The organism is Streptomyces sp. NPDC002104 (assembly GCF_053593795.1).
On record NZ_JBSFDF010000004.1, the window covers coordinates 208,157 to 225,942 of the forward strand.

Genomic DNA, 17,786 nt, shown 5'->3' on the forward strand with positions numbered 1-17,786 from the left:
GTGCCTCCCCCGAGCGGCTACCCGCCCGGCGCGGTCTCAGACACTCCGCCCCCGCCCGGGTCGGCGGGGCGGGTGGCGGGCCGCTTCGGCTTGGTGGTCCCGGGGAGGCAGGCGACCGTGGGGTTGTAGGTCCCGAACGTCCCGCGGGGGTTCTTCTTCCACAGCCACAGGTGCAGGGCGTAGTGGACGGGCTGGCGGGGGAAGTGCCCGGGCGTCGGGCCGTCGAAGGAGCGGCCGAAGAGCTTCGGGCGGTCGTCGTCCGTGGCCGTGTCCTGGTCGCGGTCGTACACGAGCCACTGGGCGCCGACGAGGCGTTTGCCCCCGTGCCCGTCGTCCTCGTAGAAGAGCGCCGCTGGCTTCGCCGGGTCGACGGAGTTGTCGTACGCGTGGTTGAAGTGCGGGTAGCCGAGAGCGCCGGATCCCGCCCTGTCCTCGACGCAGTGCTTGTCCGGGACGTAGCCCGCTCTCACCGCGGCCGCGTGCTGCTGGAACGGGGCGGTCGCCCGGTAGACGATCGCGCGCTCGGCCCCCGCCTTGCCGCTGTCGATGCCGGTGTCGATGCCGGAGGGGGAGGCGGAGGGAGAGGCGGAGGCAGGAGCGGCGGCGGCCGTCAGGGAGAGAGCGGCGGCCGCTGCCAGGGCCAGGGCGGGACTGCGGAACATGCGCGGACTCCTCGGAGGCGGGCTCTTAGCGAGCAGGATGTCCCCCGCCCGGCGGCCCCGCCACACGGCCGGAGCGGACGGCTGAACACCCGGCCCCGAACGCACCGAGGACCGTTTCACGCGTACGGCGCAGGGACCACCCGACCGGCCCGCCGTCCCGCCCGGGACGGTGGTGCGCGCCGCCGCGGCCCGGTCGGCGGTGCTCAGTGGTGCGCGGGTGCGGGGTGCGGGGTGTGCGCGGCCGGGGCCGGCGGGCCCGCCAGTTTCACCAGGGGGCCGGTCATCAGGGTGGTGACCAGGGCGACGACGGTGAGTACCGCGAGCAGCGGGCCGTCGATGATGCCCGCCTCGTGGCCGATCTGGAGGACGACCAGCTCGGTCAGCCCGCGGGTGTTCAGCAGCACGCCCACGGTGAACGACTCCCGCCAGGGCAGGCCCGCGTACCGCGCGGCCAGCCCCGCGCCGCCCGTCTTCCCGAGAACGGCCACGGCCAGCAGGGCCGGCAGGACCAGGGCCCCGCCCGAGGAGAGGTCCAGGGCCGACAGGTCCACTCCGAGCCCGAAGCCCAGGAAGAAGAAGGGCAGCAGCACGGTCTTGGACGTGGTGGCCAGCGGCTCGGCGGCGGCGACGGCGAACGGGTTGCCGGCCGGCCACACCAGGCCGACCAGGAACGCGCCGATGAGCTGGTGCACGCCGAGGGCGGCGGTCAGCGCCGCGGAGGCGGCGATCGCGATGACGAGCACGACCCGCAGGGTGGCGAGGTCGGTGGTGTCGCCCTTGCGCGCGAACCACCAGGCCGCCGCCCGGCGCACCGGCCCCAGATAGACGGCGACGACGACCACCGCGACCAGCGCGCGTACGGCCGCGTCCCGGTGGTTCGACCCCTGGGACAGCGCGAGGATCGCCGAGAGCGCCAGCCAGCTGCCGCCGTCTCCGACGGCGGCCGCGAACAGGCTCAGCCGGCCGGGCCGGGTGCGGGAGAGGCCCAGGTCCTCCAGCATGCGTGCCAGCACCGGGAACGCGGTGATGCTGATCGCGCATCCGATGAACAGGACGAAGACGGACCGCGGCATGCCCGCGGGCGTGTAGCGGTCCGCGAGCGGCAGGGCGGCCAGGGCGCCACCGGCGAACGGGACGAGCAGGGATGCCTGGCTGATCAGCAGGCCCTCCCGGGCGGTGCCCCGCACCCGCATCGCGCAGAGCTCCTGCCCCGTGAAGAACATGAACACCGCCAGGCCGATCTGCGCGAGCCCGGAGAACATGGGCAGCACGGCCTTCGGGAACAGCCACAGCGCCGCCTCGGGGGCGAGCGCGCCCAGGAGCGAGGGGCCGAGGGCCAGGCCAGCGAGCACCTCGCCCATCACGCGCGGCTGTCCCACCCGGGCGGCGAGGCCGCCCGCGACCCGGGACAGGGCGAGGACGACGGCCGCACCGAGGAAGAAGTGGCCGACGGAGTCGAGAGGGAACATGCGGTTCTTCCGTTCTGCTCTGCCGGACCTGGTGACCCGGGTGGGGTGGCCCTCCGCGGTGCGGTGCGGCGGCGCCCGGTGCCGTCAGTGGCGGGGGCGGCGGCCGAGTGCGATGCCGGCGAACAGGAAGACCACGCCGAGGGTGCCGGCGATGACGGCCGCGGTGGTCTGGGCGGGCTGGTCGCTGGCGTGCAGGACGGCGGTCACGACGCCCATCACGCCGCTGATGTAGCAGAAGATCGTCAGGAAGATCTTGAGGCTCGGGTTCATGGGGGGCGGGTCCAATCGGATCGGTTCGGTTGTTCGGGCGGGTCAGTGGGGGGCGGTGCCCGTGGCGGTGAAGCCGAGCAGCATCACGTACGCGTCCGGGTCGCCGCGGAAGCGGTTCCAGCGGTCGGCGGCCAGCGCGAACTCGGCCAGGCTGACCACACCGGCGGCCACGAGCGGCTGGAGGCGGCCGGGGCCCAGGTGCGGGGCGAAGGCCTCGACGGGGTGGTCGTCGTTGGTGCTGGCGAAGGGCCGCAGGGCCACGTCCTCGTAGCCCGCGCCGCGCAGCAGCCGGGTCAGGCGGCGTCCGATGGTCCGGTCCCCGCCGGCCGAGGTCTGGGCGCGGGCCAGTTTGCCGTGGATCGCGGCCAGTTCGGGGTACGCGGGCTCGGCCAGGCCCCAGCAGGAGGCGTCGACCTCGGTCACGGCGATCCGCCCGCCGGGCCGCAGCACGCGCAGCGCCTCGGCGAGTACGGCCTGCGGGTCGGCCAGGTGCTGGAGTACGTAGCGCAGCAGCACGAAGCCGGCGGAGTCGTCGGGGAGCGGCAGGGCCGCGCCGTCGGCGACGAGGAGTTCGGCTCCGCAGCCGGCGGCGTGGGACAGCAGGTCGCCGTCGATGTCGACGGCGGTGTGGGCGAGGCCGGGCAGGGCGGCGCGCAGCCTGCGGGTGACCGCCCCCGAGCCGGCGCCGATCTCGAGGAACGGGCCGGCGTGCGCGTCCAGGCCCGCTTCGCGCAGGATGCGCAGCTCGGCGGCGAAGGACAGCTCGGCCTGGGCCTCCAGCCGGGCCAGTTCACCGGTGAGCCCGCCGGCCGTGGTGGCGGCGGGGTCGTACGAGCCGCCGACCGGGCCGGCGGCGGCGCCCGCCCGGTCGGCGACCGCCGCGGCGGCCGGGGCCGACGGCAGCGGGGAGGTCAGGGGGGCGGTCATCGGGGCCTCGCAGTCATCCGCATGCCGTGCTTGGGGCGCAGGGTCACCAGGGCTTCCGGCTCCACCGTGAAGCCCGGCTCCAGTTCGAGGCGGGTCGAGCGCATCAGGACGGCCAGCACCAGGGTGGCCTCGATCAGGGCCAGGTGCTGGCCGATGCAGATGCGCTCGCCCCCGCCGAAGGGCAGGTAGAGGTGGCTGGGCAGGTCGGCGTCCTCGAAGCGGTCGGGTACGTACGCATCGGGCCGGTCCCAGTAGTCGGGGTGCCGGTGCAGCACCCACTGGCTGACGCACACCAGCGTCCCGGCGGGGATTTCGTACCCGCCGACGGTGTCGGGGCCCTTGGCGCGCCGGGAGATCAGCCATACCGGCGGGTAGAGGCGCATGGCCTCCTCGATCGCCCGCCGGCAGCGCACCAGGTCGGGCAGGTCGGCCGCGGTGGGCGTGCGGTCGCCGAGGACCGCGTCGAGCTCCGCGCGGACCTTCTCGGCCTCCTCCGGGTGCCGGTCGAGCAGGTACAGGGTCCAGGTCAGGGCCTTGGCCGTGGTCTCGTGGCCCGCCATGACGAGGGTGAGCACCTGGTCGCGCAGTTCCTCGTCGTCCAGCTCGCCGATCATCGCGTCGAGCAGGGACGCGGATCCGTGCGCGGGGGGCTGCGCCCCGGCGACCGCCCGCCGGGAGGCGATGACGGTGCGGGCGATCAACTGGAGGAACATGCGCGCCTGTACGTAGCCCTTGCGGCGCAGCGCCGTGTCCTCGGGGTCCGGATCGGGGCTCGGTACGTAGTGCCCCATGAACCGGTTGGTGGCGTCGACGGCGCGCCCGAAGCCCTCGCCGGCCGTGCCCAGGTCCACGCCCAGCACGGCGCGGGTGAGGATCGCCAGGGTCAGCGAGGTCAGGTGGTGTTCGACGGGGAGGGCGCTGCCGTCCCGCACGGCCGGCTGCCAGCGCGCCAGGAGGGCTTCGGTCTCCTCGGTGATGATGCGGTCGAAGGTGGCGACCTCGGTGCGGCGGAACGCGGGGGCGCACTGCTTGCGCTGGCGGGCCCAGTCGGCTCCGTTGCTGGTCAGCAGCCCGTTTCCGAGGAGGGGCCGCAGCATGGCGTCGTCGGGGGTGCCGGCCTTCGTGTAGTTGGCGGTGTTGTCCTTCAGCACGTGCCTGGCCAGCTCGGGCCGGTGCAGCATGACCACCCGCTCGCCGTCGCCGACATGGCTGGTGATGTCGCCGTGGCGACGGTTCATCGCGGTCACGAAGGCCAGGGGGTCGGCGCGCATAAGTTCCATGTCCACAGGGGTATCCGGCCCCGGTGGGACGGTGCCCGCCGGTGCGGTGGTGGCTGTCACGTGAACCTCCGTGGATGGTTGAGCCGATGTACGTACGCCCTCTACGCAAGCCGGTCCGGCGCTACGTACCGGCTGTCGGTAATTCCGTAATCGCCGCTGGGATTACCCCGGTTGCCTTCCCGGCGGGCGTCGTACGGCGCCCTGCGTGAGAGCATGCCTACGCGGGCACGGCAACCGGGCCTGCGGGCGCGGGTGGTTCGGTCACAGTAACTCCCTTAAAGAATAGGCTCAATGCTTATCGAGGGCGGCCGGATACTCATCCGCGGGGGCCTTCGGATTACGTTTCATTGCGTCTTGGCGGCGCGGTTCCCGCCGTGTGAATCTTGCGTTGTCGCCGGCACACCGACCGCATCGAATCCGCAGCAACCGCATCGAATGGAGAGTCCACATGGCACTCGACCCGCAGCAGCGCGCTGAGTTCGTGAACTCCTACACACGGGTTCTCATCAGCGCCTGGTCCGACGAGGCGTTCTCCGCCAAGCTCGCCACCGAGCCGCGGACCGCGCTCGCCGAGGCCGGCCTCGAACTCCCGGCCGAGTCCGAGGTCGTCATCGTCACCCAGGCCCCCGAGGGCCACGAGCAGGGCAACCTGGACGTGCAGGTCGCCCTGTGGGAGACGGGCCTGGAGACCGGTCGCTACGAGTTCCACATCCCCGCGACCCCGACGGTCGACGCCGTCGAGCTCAGCGAGGGCGACCTGTCCGACGTCGCCGCCGGCGTGCTCGACGCCTGCAACTACTGCTGCTGCCCCTGCTGCTGCTGCACCTGACAGGTGCGGTGCCCGCAACCCTTCCCACTCCGCTGGAGCGTCGCATGCCCAATGCGCTGACGGAACACCCCGTTTCCGTACGCGGACTTTCCAAGCGATACGGTGACGTCCAGGCAGTGCGCGACATCAGCCTCGATATTCATCGCGGCGAAGTGTTCGCACTGCTCGGGCCCAATGGCGCCGGAAAGACCACGACCGTCGACATTCTGACGGGAGTGCGCAGACGCACCGGTGGAGAAGTGCGGGTCCTCGGCCATGATCCGGCCGAGGACCCGCGGGAATGGCGGGCGAGGATAGGCGTGGTGCCGCAGACGGCGGGCGCCTACTCGGATCTGACCGTGAAAGAAGTCGTCAGGCATTTCGCCGCCATGTATCCGGCCCCGCTGCCGGTCGGCGAGGTGCTGGAGATGGTGGGGCTCGGCTCCTTCCACTCCCGCCAGGCCACCGCGCTCTCCGGCGGCCAGCAACGCCGCCTGGACGTCGCGGTCGGGGTCGTCGGCGACCCCGAGCTGATCTTCCTGGACGAGCCGACCACGGGCCTGGACCCGGTGGCCCGCCGCGAGGCCTGGGAGCTCGTCCGCTACTTCGCCGGCCGCGGCCGTACGACCGTCCTGACCACGCACTACCTCGACGAGGCCGAGGAACTGGCCCAGCGGGCCGGTGTCGTCGTCGGCGGCCGCCTCGTCGAGTACGGGCCGCTGGCCTCGTTCGGCGGGCGCGACCAGACCCCCGCCACGGTCTCCTTCCGCCGTGGCGAAGCTCTGGCCGGCGTCGCGCTGCCCGCGCTGCCGCCCGGCACCGAGGTGCTGCCGTCCGGACCGGGCACCGTGACGCTGCGCACCGCCGCGCCCTCGCAGGCGCTGAGCCTGCTGCTGCCCTGGGCACGCGAGGCGGGCTCGCTGGAACTCGCGGACCTGCGCGTGCACCGGCCCACCCTCGAAGAGATCTACCTGAGTCTGATCGCCAGGGAGAGCAGGGAGACCGCCGCATGACCGCGACCGTGCCCGAAACCAGGACCTCGACCCCGGAGTTATCCGGCGACGGTGCGGTCCGCCGCGCCGGAGCCGTGCCCGCACGCCCGGCCGCGCGCGGTGCGCGCGGGTACGTACGGGCCTGCGCGGCACGTTCGTCGGCCGAACTGCGGGCGTTCTTCCGCAACAAGCAGTCCCTGGTGTTCACCCTGTTCTTCCCGGTGATCCTGCTCGTCGTCTTCGGCTCGATCTTCGAGGGGAAGGTCGAGGGCACCGATACGGACTTCCGGCAGGTCTTCATGGCCGGGGTGATCGCGGCGGGCGTCATGAGCACCGCGTTCTCCGGCCTGGCCATCAACGTGGCCATCGAGCGGGACACCGGCACCATCCGCCGTCTCGCCCTGACCCCGATGCCCAAGTCGGCGTACTTCGTGGGCAAGCTCGTGCGCGTGGTGGTCACCACCGTGCTGGAGACGGCCCTGCTCATCGGGATCGCCGTGACCGCGTTCGGACTGCCCCTGCCGCAGACCCCCGAGCGGTGGAGCACCCTCGCGTGGTGCCTGGCGCTGGGCACCGCGGCCTGCGCGCTGGCCGGCACCGCCTACAGCGCGCTGATCCCCAACAGCCGTTCCGCCGCCGCCGTGGTGACGCCCGTCTTCATGGTGCTGCAGTTCATCTCGGGCGTGTTCTACCCGTTCGAGAACCTGCCGCTGTGGATGCAGAACACCGCCGCCCTGTTCCCCGTGAAGTGGATGGCGCAGGGCTTCCGTTCGGTGTTCCTGCCCGACTCCTTCGCCGCCGTCGAGCCCGCCGGCTCCTGGGAGCTGGGCCGCATCGCCCTGGTCCTGGCCCTGTGGGCGGTCGGCGGCCTGCTGGCGACCGGCCTGACCTTCGGCTGGCGCGGCCCGCGGGTGCGCTGAGCGGGTCCCCGGATGACCATGGCCGGGCGGGAGCCGGGCGAGAGAAGTGCCGTGACGAGGAGATCCCGTACATGACCGAGGCCGCCGGGCTGCCCGCCCACCTCGCCCACCCCTTCAGCCCCGCCGGGCGGATCGACCCGTACCCGGCCTACGAGTGGCTGCGGACCCACGACCCCGTGCACCGCGACCCGATGACCGGCATGTGGCTGGTCACCGGGCACGCCGACTGCACGGCCCTGCTCAAGGACCCGGCCTTCTCCGCGGCCTCGGGGCAGCGCGAGCGGTCCCGGGACGACGACCTGCCCGTGTCCATGCTGACCACGGACGGCGTCGACCACACCCGGCTGCGCGCCCCCGGCGCCCTGCTGCTCGGCCCGGCCGCCCTGGCGTCCGTGGCCGACGCGATCGCCGCCGACGCCGACGCCCTGCTCGACCGGGCCGTGGAGGACGGCGTGCCCGTCGACGCCGTGGAGGAGCTGGGCGCGCCGCTGGCCACCTCCGTACTGGCCCGGCTGTTCGGCCTGCCCGAAGACGCGCGGGAGACCCTGGCCGCGCTGGCCCGTGCCGCGTCCGTCAACCTCGATCCGCTCGCCCCGCCGCACATCGCGCGCCTGGGCCGCGCCGCCATGGGTGAGCTGACCCGGTTCCTCGACGGCCACACCGACCGTGTCGACCCGCACTGCCCCCTCGGCCGGCTCGCCGCCGACACCCGGCTGACCCGGCAGGAGATGCTCGGCATCCTCGGCCTGGCCGTCGTAGGAGGCTGGCAGCCGCTGGCCGAGGCCGTCGGCAACGCCCTGTACTGGCTGCTGCCGCGCCCCGAGGTGCGCGCCGCCCTGCGCTCCGCCGGCCAGGACGCGGCCGAGACGGCCGTAGACGAACTGCTGCGCCTCGAAGCGCCGATCCCCTTCACCGCCCGCGTCACCCTCCACGACGCCACGCTTCCCGGCGGGCGCATCCCGGCCGGGCAGCGGGTCCTCGCGGTGCTCGCCGCCGCCAACCGGGACCCCGCCGTCTTCGCCGACCCCGGCGGCCTGGTGTGGGACCGGCGGCCCAACCCGCACCTCGCCTTCGGCGGCGGCCCGCACTTCTGTCTGGCCGCCCGGCTGGTCAAGCAGTCCGGCGCGATCCTGCTCGGCAGGATCGTCCGCCGCTTCCCCGAGGCCGTCATCGCCGGCCCGGACCCGCGCTGGGCGCCGTCGCTGATCCCGCGCCGGCTCACCTCGCTCCCCGTCGACCTGGGCGCGGAGGTACGGGAGGCGGGGATACGAGATGCGGGCGTACGGGAGGCAGCCGGGCTGGAGGACGTGCATGCCTGAGGTCGTCGTGATCGGAGCCGGGGTCGCCGGGCTGGCCTGTGCCCAACGCCTGGCACAGGCCGGCGTCGACGCCCTCGTCCTGGAGGCCCGTCCCCGGATCGGCGGCCGCGTCCGCACGTTCCGCCCGGCCGACGGCGGCCCGGCGCTCGAACTCGGCGCGCAGGTCGTGCACGGCGACCGGAACCCGGCCCACTCCGTCCTCGGCCCGCTCCCGGCCGCGCCCCGCCCGCCGGCCGCGTACGTAGTGACCGGGCGCGTCGCCCGCCCCATGGGCGTCCTGGCCCGCGGCGCGAACCCGCCGTGGCTGCTGGAGGGCAGGCTCGCCGGCCATGCCCCGGCCCCCGGCGGTCCCGGCGCCGGGCTGAGCGTCGGCGGCTGGCTGGCGGCGAGCGGCGCCGCACCCGCCGAGGCGGCCACGGCCCGCGAGTGGCTGCGCCAGACCTGGGCCGCGGACCCCGACCGGCTCGACGCCGCCGGGGTGGCGGCCGCGGTGCGCCAGGACGGGGGCGGCCGTGGGGAGTTCACCGTGCCCGGCGGCATGGACCTGCTGCCCCGCGCCCTCGCCGAGGGGCTGGACGTGCGCACCGGAACTCCCGTCCGGCGGATCGTGGCCGGCCCCGGGGGCGGCGTGCGCATCGTCACCGATGACGGCGAACTCACCGCGGACCGGGCGGTCCTGGCCGTACCGCCCGCCGTCGTCGCCGGCGGCCTGCTCGCCATCGACGGGCTCGGCGCGCAGAAGACCGCCGCCGCGAAGGCGCTGGTACCGGGCGACGGGTTCTGCGCCGTGGTGACCCTGGCCGGCCCGGCCCCCGAGACGGCCGCCGTGTTCGACGCGGACGGCGTCGTCGGGTTCGTCTCCTGCCGGCGGGGCCGCCCCGAGGTGCTGATCGTCGCCAAGTCGGCGGCGGCCGCGTGCGTACGGGAGGCCGCCGGGTCCGCGGGCCACCTCGCCGAGCTGCTGGCCGTGGCGCTGCCGTGGACCAGGGGCGTGGCGGTGGTGGACGTCGTGACCGCCGACTGGGCCGCCGACCCGTACAGCGGCGGGGCGTTCTGCGCGCCCGGTCCGGGCACGGAACGGGCGGCCCGGGACTGGGCCCGTCCCCTGAACGGGCCCGACGGGCGGCTGTTCTTCGCGGGAGAGGCCGCCGTGACCGGGCGGGCACTGCCGTGGCTGCAGGGCGCGTACGCCGACGGGCGGCGCGCCGCACACGAGGTTCTGGAAGCGGGGAAACGATGTCCTTGAACGTCCATTCGGGGTGGTACCTGGCCGCCTTCGCGTCCGAACTGGACCGCGAGGTGGCCCCGTTGGACATCGGCGGGCGCCGCCTGGTGGCGGTGCGCGCGGAGGGCGGCCTGCGCGTCCTCGACGCGGACTGCCCGCACCGCGGCGCCCATCTCGGCCACGGCGGCCGGGTCGAGGGCGGCTGCCTGGTGTGCCCCTTCCACGGGCGGCGCATCGGGCTGGGGCAGCCCTCGGGCGAGGGCAGCCGGCCCTGGGTGCGCGAGCACGAGGTCGTCGAGTGCGGCGACGCCGTCTTCGTACGCCTCACCGACGGGCCCGACGACGACCGCGGGCTGCGCACCGTGCTCAAGGAACTGGCCGGGTCGATGCCGCTGGTCAAGGCGGTGGAGCGGCCCGTGGCCGCGGCCGCGGACCTCGTCGTCGAGAACGCCTTCGACACCGACCACTTCACGGCGCTGCACAAGGTCCACCGGATCCGCGGCATGCGGCATTCCACCGGTGTGCACGGCGAGTTGGTGATGGACGGGGAGTTCCCGATGTCGGCCTCGCCCTGGGCCGGCCGCGGGGGCGCGGGCCCGGCGCAGCCGTACGTTCCCCGCTTCCACGCCCGTGCGTACAGCCCCGGTGTCGTCGTCACCGAGTTCGGGCCCGCCGACGAGGTGCACGTCATCGTCACCGGCGCCGTGCCCGACGGGCGCGGGGGCTGCGTCGCCCGGGTCGCTGTCGGCGTGCGCGAGGGCCGCGAGAACCAGCTGCCCCTGCTGATCGCCGGCAGCGAGCGGGCCCTCGCCGAGGACATCGCCGTCTGGGAGCACCTCAACCCGCGGGTGGCGCCGCGCTACGACGCGGCCGACGTGGCGGTCGTCGCCTACCGGGAGTTCTGCGCGGGCTTCACCGACCTCGGCGACGGGGAGGCATCGTGACCGGGACCGCGGCCGGGACCGGGACCGCGACCGGGACCGCGACCGGAGCCGGGGTGACGGGCGACGACAGGCGCCACGTCTCCCGCGAGCCACTGCCCGGCGAGCAGGAGGGCGCGTACGACGGGCTGCGCACCCTGACCTACGGCAGCGGCCCCACCGTGCTGTGGGTGCACGGCTACACCATGGACTCCACCCTGTGGCGGCCCCTGTGGCGGCTGCTCCCCGGGCTGCGCCACGTCGGCGTGGACCTCCCGGGGCACGGCGGCTCCGAGGCGCTGCGCCCCGGGCTGACCATGCCGGAACTCGCCGCACGGATCATGGGACTTGCCCGTGAGCAGGGGGCCCGGCGGTGGGTGGGCCTGTCCTTCGGGTCGACGGTCGCGCTGGAGGCGGCGCTCACCCACCTGGACGAGGTCGACCGCCTCGTCGTGGGCGCGCCGACGCCGGCCGGCGGACCGCCCGACCCGGCGGCCCGCAAGCGGTACATCGAGATGCTGATGCTGCGCCGGATGCGCGGGGCGGAGGCGGCCGAGCCGCTGGCCGACCTCTGGATGGCGGCGCCGCCGGACATCTTCCGGGGCACGGAGGCCCATCCGGTGCTCCGCGCCGAGCTGCGGTCCGTCGTGGCCCGCCACTCCTGGGCCGAGCTGGACAGCGGGGCGATGGCGGGGCTCAGCGCGCACGTGCACTCCGCGGAGGACCTGGCACGGATCAAGGCCTGTACGTTCGCACTAACCGGCAGCGCCGACATGCCCGCATTCCATGCCAATGCCGCTTTGTTGTCCCGCACCGTGCCCCGCTGCCGCATCCATGTCGTTCCCGATGCCGGCCATTTGCCCTTTCTCGAGCAGCCGTGGGCCGTGGCGCCGCTGCTGCTGGACCACCTGTTGGCCTGTTAGGCACTTAATCAGCCTATCGATGCCCGTATAAAGTGATCAAGGGAACCACATCAGGGGGGCGGGGACATGCCGATATTCGCGCTTGAGTTCTTTGGGATGATCCTCCAAGTAATGGGCCTCGTGGAAGGCTCCGACCTCGCCTTCCACTTCGGCCGGCACCTGCTCGGGGAGCGCGCGGAGCCCGTACGGACCCCGGTGAGCCTGCATTTCGCCTCGACCACCGGGGTGGGCCACGTGGGGCGTGAGGTGCGCGTGCTGGACGGCGAGGGGCGCGTACTGCGCCGCTGGGCCTACCACGGCACAGGCGGAATCCCGCCAGTCCTGCCGCCCTTCGCCGTCCTGGAGCATCCGTACGCGGTCCTCCAGGCCGCCGTGCTGGCCAAGGGCGCCGGCGTGGTCGCACTGGTCGGCGGCATCGGTTCGCCCCGGAACTCCGTGGCGCTCGCCCTGGGCGCACGCGGATGGCGCATGGTTTCCGGCCAATACCTGGTCGTCGACCGCACCACCGGGGAGACGCTGCCCTACCAACTGCCCCTCGAACTCCGAGGACCCGCCCTGGAGGCGGCCCGGGCCGCCGGCCTCACCGACGGCGGCCCCGGCAACGACGTACGCACGGTCTGTTCGCCGCTGACGGGAGAGTCCGTCATGGTCCGCCCGGAGCGGCTGATCGCCACGGCGGACATCCGCGAGCGGTTCGGCCCGGCCACCCTGGTCCGGCTCTGCAGCAGGGGCGCGCAGCGGTCCCGGCTGGAGGACTGGAACTTCGCCGCCTCGGTGTGGCCCCCGGACGCCTCGGCGGACCCCGCCTTCGCGGCCACCCCCCGGATGCGCCTCCTGCTGCCCGAATCGGGCGCCGCGGAAGAGGCCGCCGACCTGCTCGACGGACGACTGACCGCGACCACCCCGAAGGGAACCGTGCCGTGCCCCGTCGCACCTCCTACGTTGACGGAACTCCTTGCTGGATCGACCACGTAGGCGTCGACCCCACGGGCGCCAAGGACTTCTACGCGGCCCTCTTCGGCTGGGAGTTCCGGCCCGAGGGCGGCCGGGGCTACCACCTGGTGCTGCTCGGCGGCGAGATCGTCGGCGGCCTCGGACCGAGCCCGGCCGGACCGCGCTTCGGCTCCGCCTGGACCGTGTACCTCGCGGCGAAGGACCTCGACGGCGCGGGGCGGCGGGCCGAGCGGCACGGCGCCCGCGTGGTGGTGGCGGGCGTCCCGGCCGGCGGCAACGGCCGGCTCAGCCTCGCCGTCGACCCCCTGGGCGCGGCCTTCGGGCTGTGGCAGGGCGCCCACGACGAGGGCGTGGTGGTCGTCGACGAGGCCGGCGCCCTGACCGGCGCGGCCCTGCACACGCCACGGCCGGTGGAGTCGGGCGACTTCTACCGGGAGGTGTGCGGAGCCCGGCCGCACACCGAGGAGGTGGCGCGGGCGGCGGACGCGCGCTGGGTGCCGCGGTTCGGGGTCGCCGACACCGGCACCTTCGAGAACCTCGCCCGCGCGGCGGGCGCCCGCGTCCTCGCCCCGGGACTGCTGGCCGATCCGTGGGGGGCGGTGTTCGGCGTGACCGACGGCTTCGCCAGCGCCTAGAAGCCCCGGCACAGCCCCTCTCCCCCGCTGATGACGCAATCCACCGGATACGTAATCCCCCGCTGCGCATCGCCTCCCGTTCATTCGCGCCGTCCGTCGTGCGAAGGTCGATTCGGCCGGGGAAATCCGATGCCAGACATCCGCCGTGCGGAATTCCCGTGCTCGCGCGCGACGCCGCGCGCAGCGTGGAATGCGGTGGAAATTCCTTCGGGGAACGGGAAAGGCGAAAGCGATGGCATCCGAGATCGTGGTCATGGGCGGTGGGCCGGCCGGCTCCATTGCCGCGGCGCTGCTGGCCCGCCAGGGCGCGCGCGTGAAACTGCTGGAGCGTGCCCATTTCCCGCGGTACCACATCGGGGAATCCGTGGCGACGTCCTGCCGGTCCATCATCGAGCTGGCCGGCGCGCTGGAGAAGGTGGAGGCACGCGGCTATCAGGTCAAGGAGGGCCTGCTGCTGCGCTGGGGCGCCGAGCAGGACTGGGTCGTCGACTGGCCCGAGATCTTCGGGACCAACGCCCAGACCTCCTGGCAGGTGGACCGCGCGGACTTCGACGACGTCCTGCTGCGCCACGCCGCCTCCCAGGGCGTCGAGGTCGTCGAGGGGGCCCAGGCCCGCGAGGTGCTCTTCGAGAACGGCCGCGCGGCGGGCGTGAAGTGGACCCACGAGGGCCGGGAGCACACCACCCGCGCCGGCCACGTGATCGACGCGACCGGCCGGGCCGGCCTGCTGTCGGTGCGCCACCTCGACAACCGCACACCCCACGACGTGTTCCGCAACGTGGCCGTCTGGGGCTACTACCAGGGCGGCGCGCTGCTGCCGCGCACCCCCCGCGGCGGCATCAACGTCATCTCCGCCCCCGAGGGCTGGTACTGGGTCATCCCGCTCAAGGACGACGTGTACAGCGTCGGCCTCGTGACCCACCAGGACCACTTCCTCAAGCGCAAGCAGCGCTACGCCGGGGGTACGGCGGGCCTGGAGGCCCTGTTCCTGGACGCCGTGCAGGAGTCGCCGACCGTGCGCGAGCTGGTGGCGGACGGCGTCTTCCAGCACGAGGTGCGCGTCGAACAGGACTTCTCGTACACGGCGGACAGCTTCTGCGGGCCCGGCTACTTCCTCGCCGGCGACTCCGCGTGCTTCCTGGACCCGCTGCTGTCGACCGGCGTCCACCTCGGCATGTACAGCGGCATGCTCGCCGCCGCGTCGATCACGGCCCTCGACGCGGGCGAGGTGACCGAGGACGAGGCGATGGCGTTCTACGAGGCGCTCTACCGCAACGCCTACGCCCGCATGTTCTCGATGGTGGCCGGGTTCTACGAGCAGTACCGCGGCAAGTCCACGTACTTCTGGCTCGCCCAGCGCCTCGCCCGCGGCCGCCACCCCGAGCTGATGGCCCCCCGCGAGAGCCCGGTCCCGATGCGCTCCGCGCCGGACAGCGAGGCGTTCGCGGCGCTGACCGCCGGGGTCCTGGACCTCGACGACGCCCGGCGGGCGGGTGGCGCGGGTCCGCTGCCCGCGGAGGTCCTGGCCGGCCAGATGTCCGGCCTGATGTCCGTCCCGTCGTCCGGGCAGCACGACATCGGCGGCCACGACGCGGCGACGGGGCTGTACCTGACGACCAGTCCCCGGCTGGGCATAGGCCGCTCCGGCCGCTCCGCGCAGGCGGCGCGCGCCTGATCCCATGGGCCGGCCGGTGGGCGGGGCCGGCGGCTCCGCCCACCGGCCGGTGTCACACCGGCAGTTCCTCGCCGATCGCGCCCGCCAGCTCGTGCCGGCTGTGGATGCCGAGCTTGCGGTAGATGCGGCCCAGATGGGTGTCGACGGTGCGCTTGCTGAGGAACAGCTTCTCCGCGACCTCCAGGCTGGAGCTGCCCCGTACCACCAGCTCGGCCACCCGCTGCTCCGCCGGGCTCAGCAGGGTGCGTACGGGCTCGCGCCCCGGCTGCGTCCCCTGCCGGGGCCGCGGCGCCGCGCCCCGCTGCCGGGGCGCGCCGTCCAGGATCGTGGCCGAGGCGGACTCCTCGCCCAGGGCCCGGTACGAGGCGGCCGCCTGGGCCCGCCAGGTCACGCACCCGGGATGGGTGATGCCGCGCAGCGCGAGCCGGTGGCCGCAGTCGAGGAACAGGCGTACGGCGGTGACGTGGTCGCCGAGGGCCGCGGCGACCGTGCCGTGCGCCTGGAGGGACAGTGCCTTGATGAACGGGTGGGCGTCCCCGGCCGCCGGTTCGGCGGTCAGCAGGACGGCCGCTTCGGCGGCCCGGTCCAGGCCCACGAGGGCGCGGGCCGCGCCCGCCGCGGCCGCGCCGGCCAGGGCGGGGGCGTTCAGCCGGCGGGCCAGGTGCAGCGCGGCCTCGGCGTCGGTGAGCGCGTCGGCGTGCGCGTCCCCGCGGTGGCGGATCTCGCTGCGCACGAGGCGGGCGAGCAGGGTGGTGGCGAGGTCGTCCGACGCGCGGGACACGCTGATCAGCCGGTCGGCGAGGCCCGCGGCCCCGTCGAGGTCGCCGATCCAGGTCAGAGCCAGGGCGGCGCCCACCGGGCCGGCCGCCGACGCGGGCACCGTCCCCTCCGGTGCGCCCGCCGGGCCGGCCGCGACCCGCAGGGCCATCCGGCGCGCGGTGCCGAGCCGGCCGCTGGCGGCGGCCGCCGCGGCGAGCGCGCCCGCGAAGACGTGCGCGGCCGGGTCCCCGGGATCGGCGGCGGCGAGCCGGGCCGCCCGGCGCAGACCGGAGCGGTGCCCGGTCAGCAGGGTCTGCGCGGTCAGCCGCAGCAGGTGTTCGCGCGGCGGCGCCGGCAGCGTGGCCAGTTCGCCGCAGACCCGGACGAACGGCTGGGCGCCCTCGACCCGGGAGACGAGCACGGGGGAGGCGAGCCGGGCCAGGGCCTCGGCGCGCCGCACCGGACCCAGTGGGCTGTCGGCGGCGGCCGCGGCCTGCCGGGCGCAGGCGTCGAGGTCGCGGTGGAGTTCGACGGCGCCGAGCCGCACCGTCAGGTCAAGAAACGATTCTTCACGCTCACGTGCCTCCTTCGCCGCGCTCTCGTCGCCCTCCGCCGCGGGCGCGCCGCGCTGCTCCAGCAGGGTGAGCGCGCGCCGCAGGTAGCGGGCCGCCGACTCGTGGTCGCCGACTCCGGAGGCCTGGATGCCGGCGCCGCGCAGCACGTCGATGCCCCAGTCGCAGCCCGCCAGGATCAGCTGGTCCGCGGTCTGCCGGGCCGGGGCGCCGAGCCGGGCCAGGACGGCCGCGGCGCGCCCGTGCAGCACCAGCCGCTCGTGCGCCGACACCCGGGCGAGGACCGCGGGCCGGACGGCCGGGTGCGTGAAGCGGCCGGGCGCTCCGGCTTCCAGGAGCCCGGTCCGTACGAGCGTCTCGCGGGCCTGCTGGTCGTGCACCTCGCCGTGCTTGGAGAGCGCGGCGCACACGGCCGGGTCGGTGCCGGGGCCGAGGACGGCCAGCTGCGTGAGCAGTTCGCTCGCGCACGGGTCGTCCTCGTCGAGCCAGGCCAGCACGGTCTCCGACAGGGCCTGCGCCCCGATCGGCAGCACCTGGTCCGGGTCGGGCGAGCCCGGCGGCACGTGGGTGCGCCGCAGCCGGGTCACCAGGTCGTGCAGCACGAGCGGGTTTCCGTGCGCGAGGGTGTGGCAGAGCGCCGCCAGCTCCTGGTCGACGGGGCTGTCGAAGGCGCGGTCGACCAGCTCGGTCGTACAGGTCGGGCACAGCGGCTCCGGCCACAGCCGCAGCAGGTAGGGCAGCGGTCCGAGCTGCTCCGCCACCTGCGCGGCGGCCGAGGCGGGCAGCGTGGCCACCATCAGCACCGGCAGGTCGTCGAGCCGCCGGGCGATGTACGAGAACCAGCGCAGCGAGTGCGGATCGGCGTTGGTCAGGTCGTCGACGAGGATGGCCACCGGCCGGTCGACGGCGAGGGAGCGGGTGGTGCGCAGCAGGCCCAGCAGGGCCTCGTGGGTGGGACCGGCCTCCCCGAGCCCGGCTCCGGGCGTGCCGTGGCCCCCGGCGCCGCCGAGGACGGGGTCGAACAGCTGGCTCACCATGCTGTACGGGAACTGGCTCTCGCTCGGATGGCAGCGCGCCCGCAGCACCAGGGTCCCCGGGGCCAGGAGCCGGGGCACCGCGTTCAGCAGCGCGGACTTCCCGATTCCGTGCGACCCGTGAATGGTGGCCACCGTCGGTCGCCCCAGGGCGAGTTCCCCGACGGCACCCTGGAGGAGGCCCATCTCACGCTCGCGGTGGTACAGATCCCCATTGGGTGAATGCATGGGGTCAATGTCGCATTCCGCCGGGTGCAGATCAAGCCAAATGGGCAGTCTTCCAGGCCCAGTTGGGCCAGGTTCCCACAGAGCAACCGGAGGTCGGAATTCCGCCCGGGGCGGGTCGCGTGCCGCGCGCGTCCCGGTACGTATGAAACACGTACGCGCTACGTATTCGAGGGCCCTTCCTGCGTATCAGGTGAAGCATTTACCCGGGGTCGGC

At 74.4% G+C, this 17,786-nt stretch carries 16 protein-coding genes; 10 read left to right on the forward strand and 6 right to left on the reverse strand.

From position 1 onward, the window contains the following. Positions 1-17: 17 nt before the first annotated feature. From ACWCP2_RS05840 to ACWCP2_RS05860, 5 genes are all read right to left on the reverse strand, one after another. A complete protein-coding gene (locus ACWCP2_RS05840) occupies positions 18-662 on the reverse strand; it encodes a hypothetical protein (protein WP_450907323.1) in 645 nt (214 codons plus the stop codon). Positions 663-865: 203 nt separating this feature from the next. Beyond that, positions 866-2,131 carry a cation:proton antiporter domain-containing protein gene (locus tag ACWCP2_RS05845; RefSeq protein ID WP_450907324.1) on the reverse strand — a complete coding sequence of 422 codons (1,266 nt, stop codon included), beginning with the start codon at positions 2,129-2,131 and terminating at the stop codon, positions 866-868. A gap of 84 nt (positions 2,132-2,215) precedes the next feature. Then, the gene (locus ACWCP2_RS05850) at positions 2,216-2,401 is read right to left on the reverse strand and encodes a hypothetical protein (protein WP_450907325.1); all 186 of its coding nucleotides are present in this window, start codon (positions 2,399-2,401) and stop codon (positions 2,216-2,218) included. A gap of 42 nt (positions 2,402-2,443) precedes the next feature. After that, positions 2,444-3,328, reverse strand: coding sequence for a class I SAM-dependent methyltransferase (locus ACWCP2_RS05855; protein WP_450907326.1), 885 nt, complete (start codon positions 3,326-3,328; stop codon positions 2,444-2,446). After that, complete coding sequence (locus ACWCP2_RS05860; RefSeq protein WP_450907327.1) at positions 3,325-4,608, reverse strand: cytochrome P450; 1,284 nt, start codon at positions 4,606-4,608, stop codon at positions 3,325-3,327. The genes ACWCP2_RS05855 and ACWCP2_RS05860 overlap by 4 nt, the downstream gene beginning before the upstream one ends. Positions 4,609-5,056: 448 nt before the next feature. Between ACWCP2_RS05860 and ACWCP2_RS05865 the strand changes: the two genes are divergently transcribed. From ACWCP2_RS05865 to ACWCP2_RS05910, 10 genes are all read left to right on the forward strand, one after another. After that, positions 5,057-5,437 carry a hypothetical protein gene (locus tag ACWCP2_RS05865; RefSeq protein WP_450907328.1) on the forward strand — a complete coding sequence of 127 codons (381 nt, stop codon included), beginning with the start codon at positions 5,057-5,059 and terminating at the stop codon, positions 5,435-5,437. A gap of 44 nt (positions 5,438-5,481) precedes the next feature. Further along, positions 5,482-6,429 carry an ABC transporter ATP-binding protein gene (locus tag ACWCP2_RS05870; RefSeq protein ID WP_450907329.1) on the forward strand — a complete coding sequence of 316 codons (948 nt, stop codon included), beginning with the start codon at positions 5,482-5,484 and terminating at the stop codon, positions 6,427-6,429. Further along, positions 6,426-7,328 carry an ABC transporter permease gene (locus ACWCP2_RS05875; RefSeq protein WP_450907330.1) on the forward strand — a complete coding sequence of 301 codons (903 nt, stop codon included), beginning with the start codon at positions 6,426-6,428 and terminating at the stop codon, positions 7,326-7,328. The genes ACWCP2_RS05870 and ACWCP2_RS05875 overlap by 4 nt, the downstream gene beginning before the upstream one ends. Positions 7,329-7,399: 71 nt before the next feature. Next, complete coding sequence (locus ACWCP2_RS05880; RefSeq protein WP_450907331.1) at positions 7,400-8,647, forward strand: cytochrome P450; 1,248 nt, start codon at positions 7,400-7,402, stop codon at positions 8,645-8,647. Next, positions 8,640-9,893: a flavin monoamine oxidase family protein gene (locus tag ACWCP2_RS05885; protein WP_450907332.1), complete on the forward strand. Its 1,254-nt coding sequence runs from the start codon at positions 8,640-8,642 to the stop codon at positions 9,891-9,893. The genes ACWCP2_RS05880 and ACWCP2_RS05885 overlap by 8 nt, the downstream gene beginning before the upstream one ends. Continuing rightward, the gene (locus ACWCP2_RS05890; protein WP_450907333.1) at positions 9,890-10,816 is read left to right on the forward strand and encodes a Rieske 2Fe-2S domain-containing protein; all 927 of its coding nucleotides are present in this window, start codon (positions 9,890-9,892) and stop codon (positions 10,814-10,816) included. The genes ACWCP2_RS05885 and ACWCP2_RS05890 overlap by 4 nt, the downstream gene beginning before the upstream one ends. Beyond that, complete coding sequence (locus tag ACWCP2_RS05895; protein WP_450907334.1) at positions 10,813-11,715, forward strand: alpha/beta fold hydrolase; 903 nt, start codon at positions 10,813-10,815, stop codon at positions 11,713-11,715. The genes ACWCP2_RS05890 and ACWCP2_RS05895 overlap by 4 nt, the downstream gene beginning before the upstream one ends. A gap of 96 nt (positions 11,716-11,811) precedes the next feature. Continuing rightward, positions 11,812-12,690, forward strand: coding sequence for a hypothetical protein (locus ACWCP2_RS05900; RefSeq protein ID WP_450907335.1), 879 nt, complete (start codon positions 11,812-11,814; stop codon positions 12,688-12,690). Further along, a complete protein-coding gene (locus ACWCP2_RS05905) occupies positions 12,636-13,304 on the forward strand; it encodes a VOC family protein (RefSeq protein WP_450907336.1) in 669 nt (222 codons plus the stop codon). Before ACWCP2_RS05900 ends, ACWCP2_RS05905 begins: the two co-directional genes overlap by 55 nt. A gap of 232 nt (positions 13,305-13,536) precedes the next feature. Continuing rightward, entirely contained in the window at positions 13,537-14,979 is a 1,443-nt protein-coding gene (locus tag ACWCP2_RS05910; RefSeq protein WP_450907337.1) for an NAD(P)/FAD-dependent oxidoreductase, read from the forward strand. A 52-nt stretch (positions 14,980-15,031) separates the two neighbouring features. Here the strand turns inward: ACWCP2_RS05910 and ACWCP2_RS05915 are convergent, their stop codons facing one another. Next, the gene (locus ACWCP2_RS05915; protein WP_450907338.1) at positions 15,032-17,572 is read right to left on the reverse strand and encodes an AAA family ATPase; all 2,541 of its coding nucleotides are present in this window, start codon (positions 17,570-17,572) and stop codon (positions 15,032-15,034) included. Positions 17,573-17,786 lie beyond the last annotated feature (214 nt).

Bases quoted from the DNA above. Each gene is read 5' to 3' on its own strand.
- ACWCP2_RS05840 (WP_450907323.1), bottom strand. From the start codon at position 662: ATGTTCCGCAGTCCCGCCCTGGCCCTGGCAGCGGCCGCCGCTCTCTCC.
- ACWCP2_RS05845 (WP_450907324.1), bottom strand. From the start codon at position 2,131: ATGTTCCCTCTCGACTCCGTCGGCCACTTCTTCCTCGGTGCGGCCGTC.
- ACWCP2_RS05850 (WP_450907325.1), bottom strand. From the start codon at position 2,401: ATGAACCCGAGCCTCAAGATCTTCCTGACGATCTTCTGCTACATCAGC.
- ACWCP2_RS05855 (WP_450907326.1), bottom strand. From the start codon at position 3,328: ATGACCGCCCCCCTGACCTCCCCGCTGCCGTCGGCCCCGGCCGCCGCG.
- ACWCP2_RS05860 (WP_450907327.1), bottom strand. From the start codon at position 4,608: ATGGAACTTATGCGCGCCGACCCCCTGGCCTTCGTGACCGCGATGAAC.
- ACWCP2_RS05865 (WP_450907328.1), top strand. From the start codon at position 5,057: ATGGCACTCGACCCGCAGCAGCGCGCTGAGTTCGTGAACTCCTACACA.
- ACWCP2_RS05870 (WP_450907329.1), top strand. From the start codon at position 5,482: ATGCCCAATGCGCTGACGGAACACCCCGTTTCCGTACGCGGACTTTCC.
- ACWCP2_RS05875 (WP_450907330.1), top strand. From the start codon at position 6,426: ATGACCGCGACCGTGCCCGAAACCAGGACCTCGACCCCGGAGTTATCC.
- ACWCP2_RS05880 (WP_450907331.1), top strand. From the start codon at position 7,400: ATGACCGAGGCCGCCGGGCTGCCCGCCCACCTCGCCCACCCCTTCAGC.
- ACWCP2_RS05885 (WP_450907332.1), top strand. From the start codon at position 8,640: ATGCCTGAGGTCGTCGTGATCGGAGCCGGGGTCGCCGGGCTGGCCTGT.
- ACWCP2_RS05900 (WP_450907335.1), top strand. From the start codon at position 11,812: ATGATCCTCCAAGTAATGGGCCTCGTGGAAGGCTCCGACCTCGCCTTC.
- ACWCP2_RS05910 (WP_450907337.1), top strand. From the start codon at position 13,537: ATGGCATCCGAGATCGTGGTCATGGGCGGTGGGCCGGCCGGCTCCATT.
- ACWCP2_RS05915 (WP_450907338.1), bottom strand. From the start codon at position 17,572: ATGCATTCACCCAATGGGGATCTGTACCACCGCGAGCGTGAGATGGGC.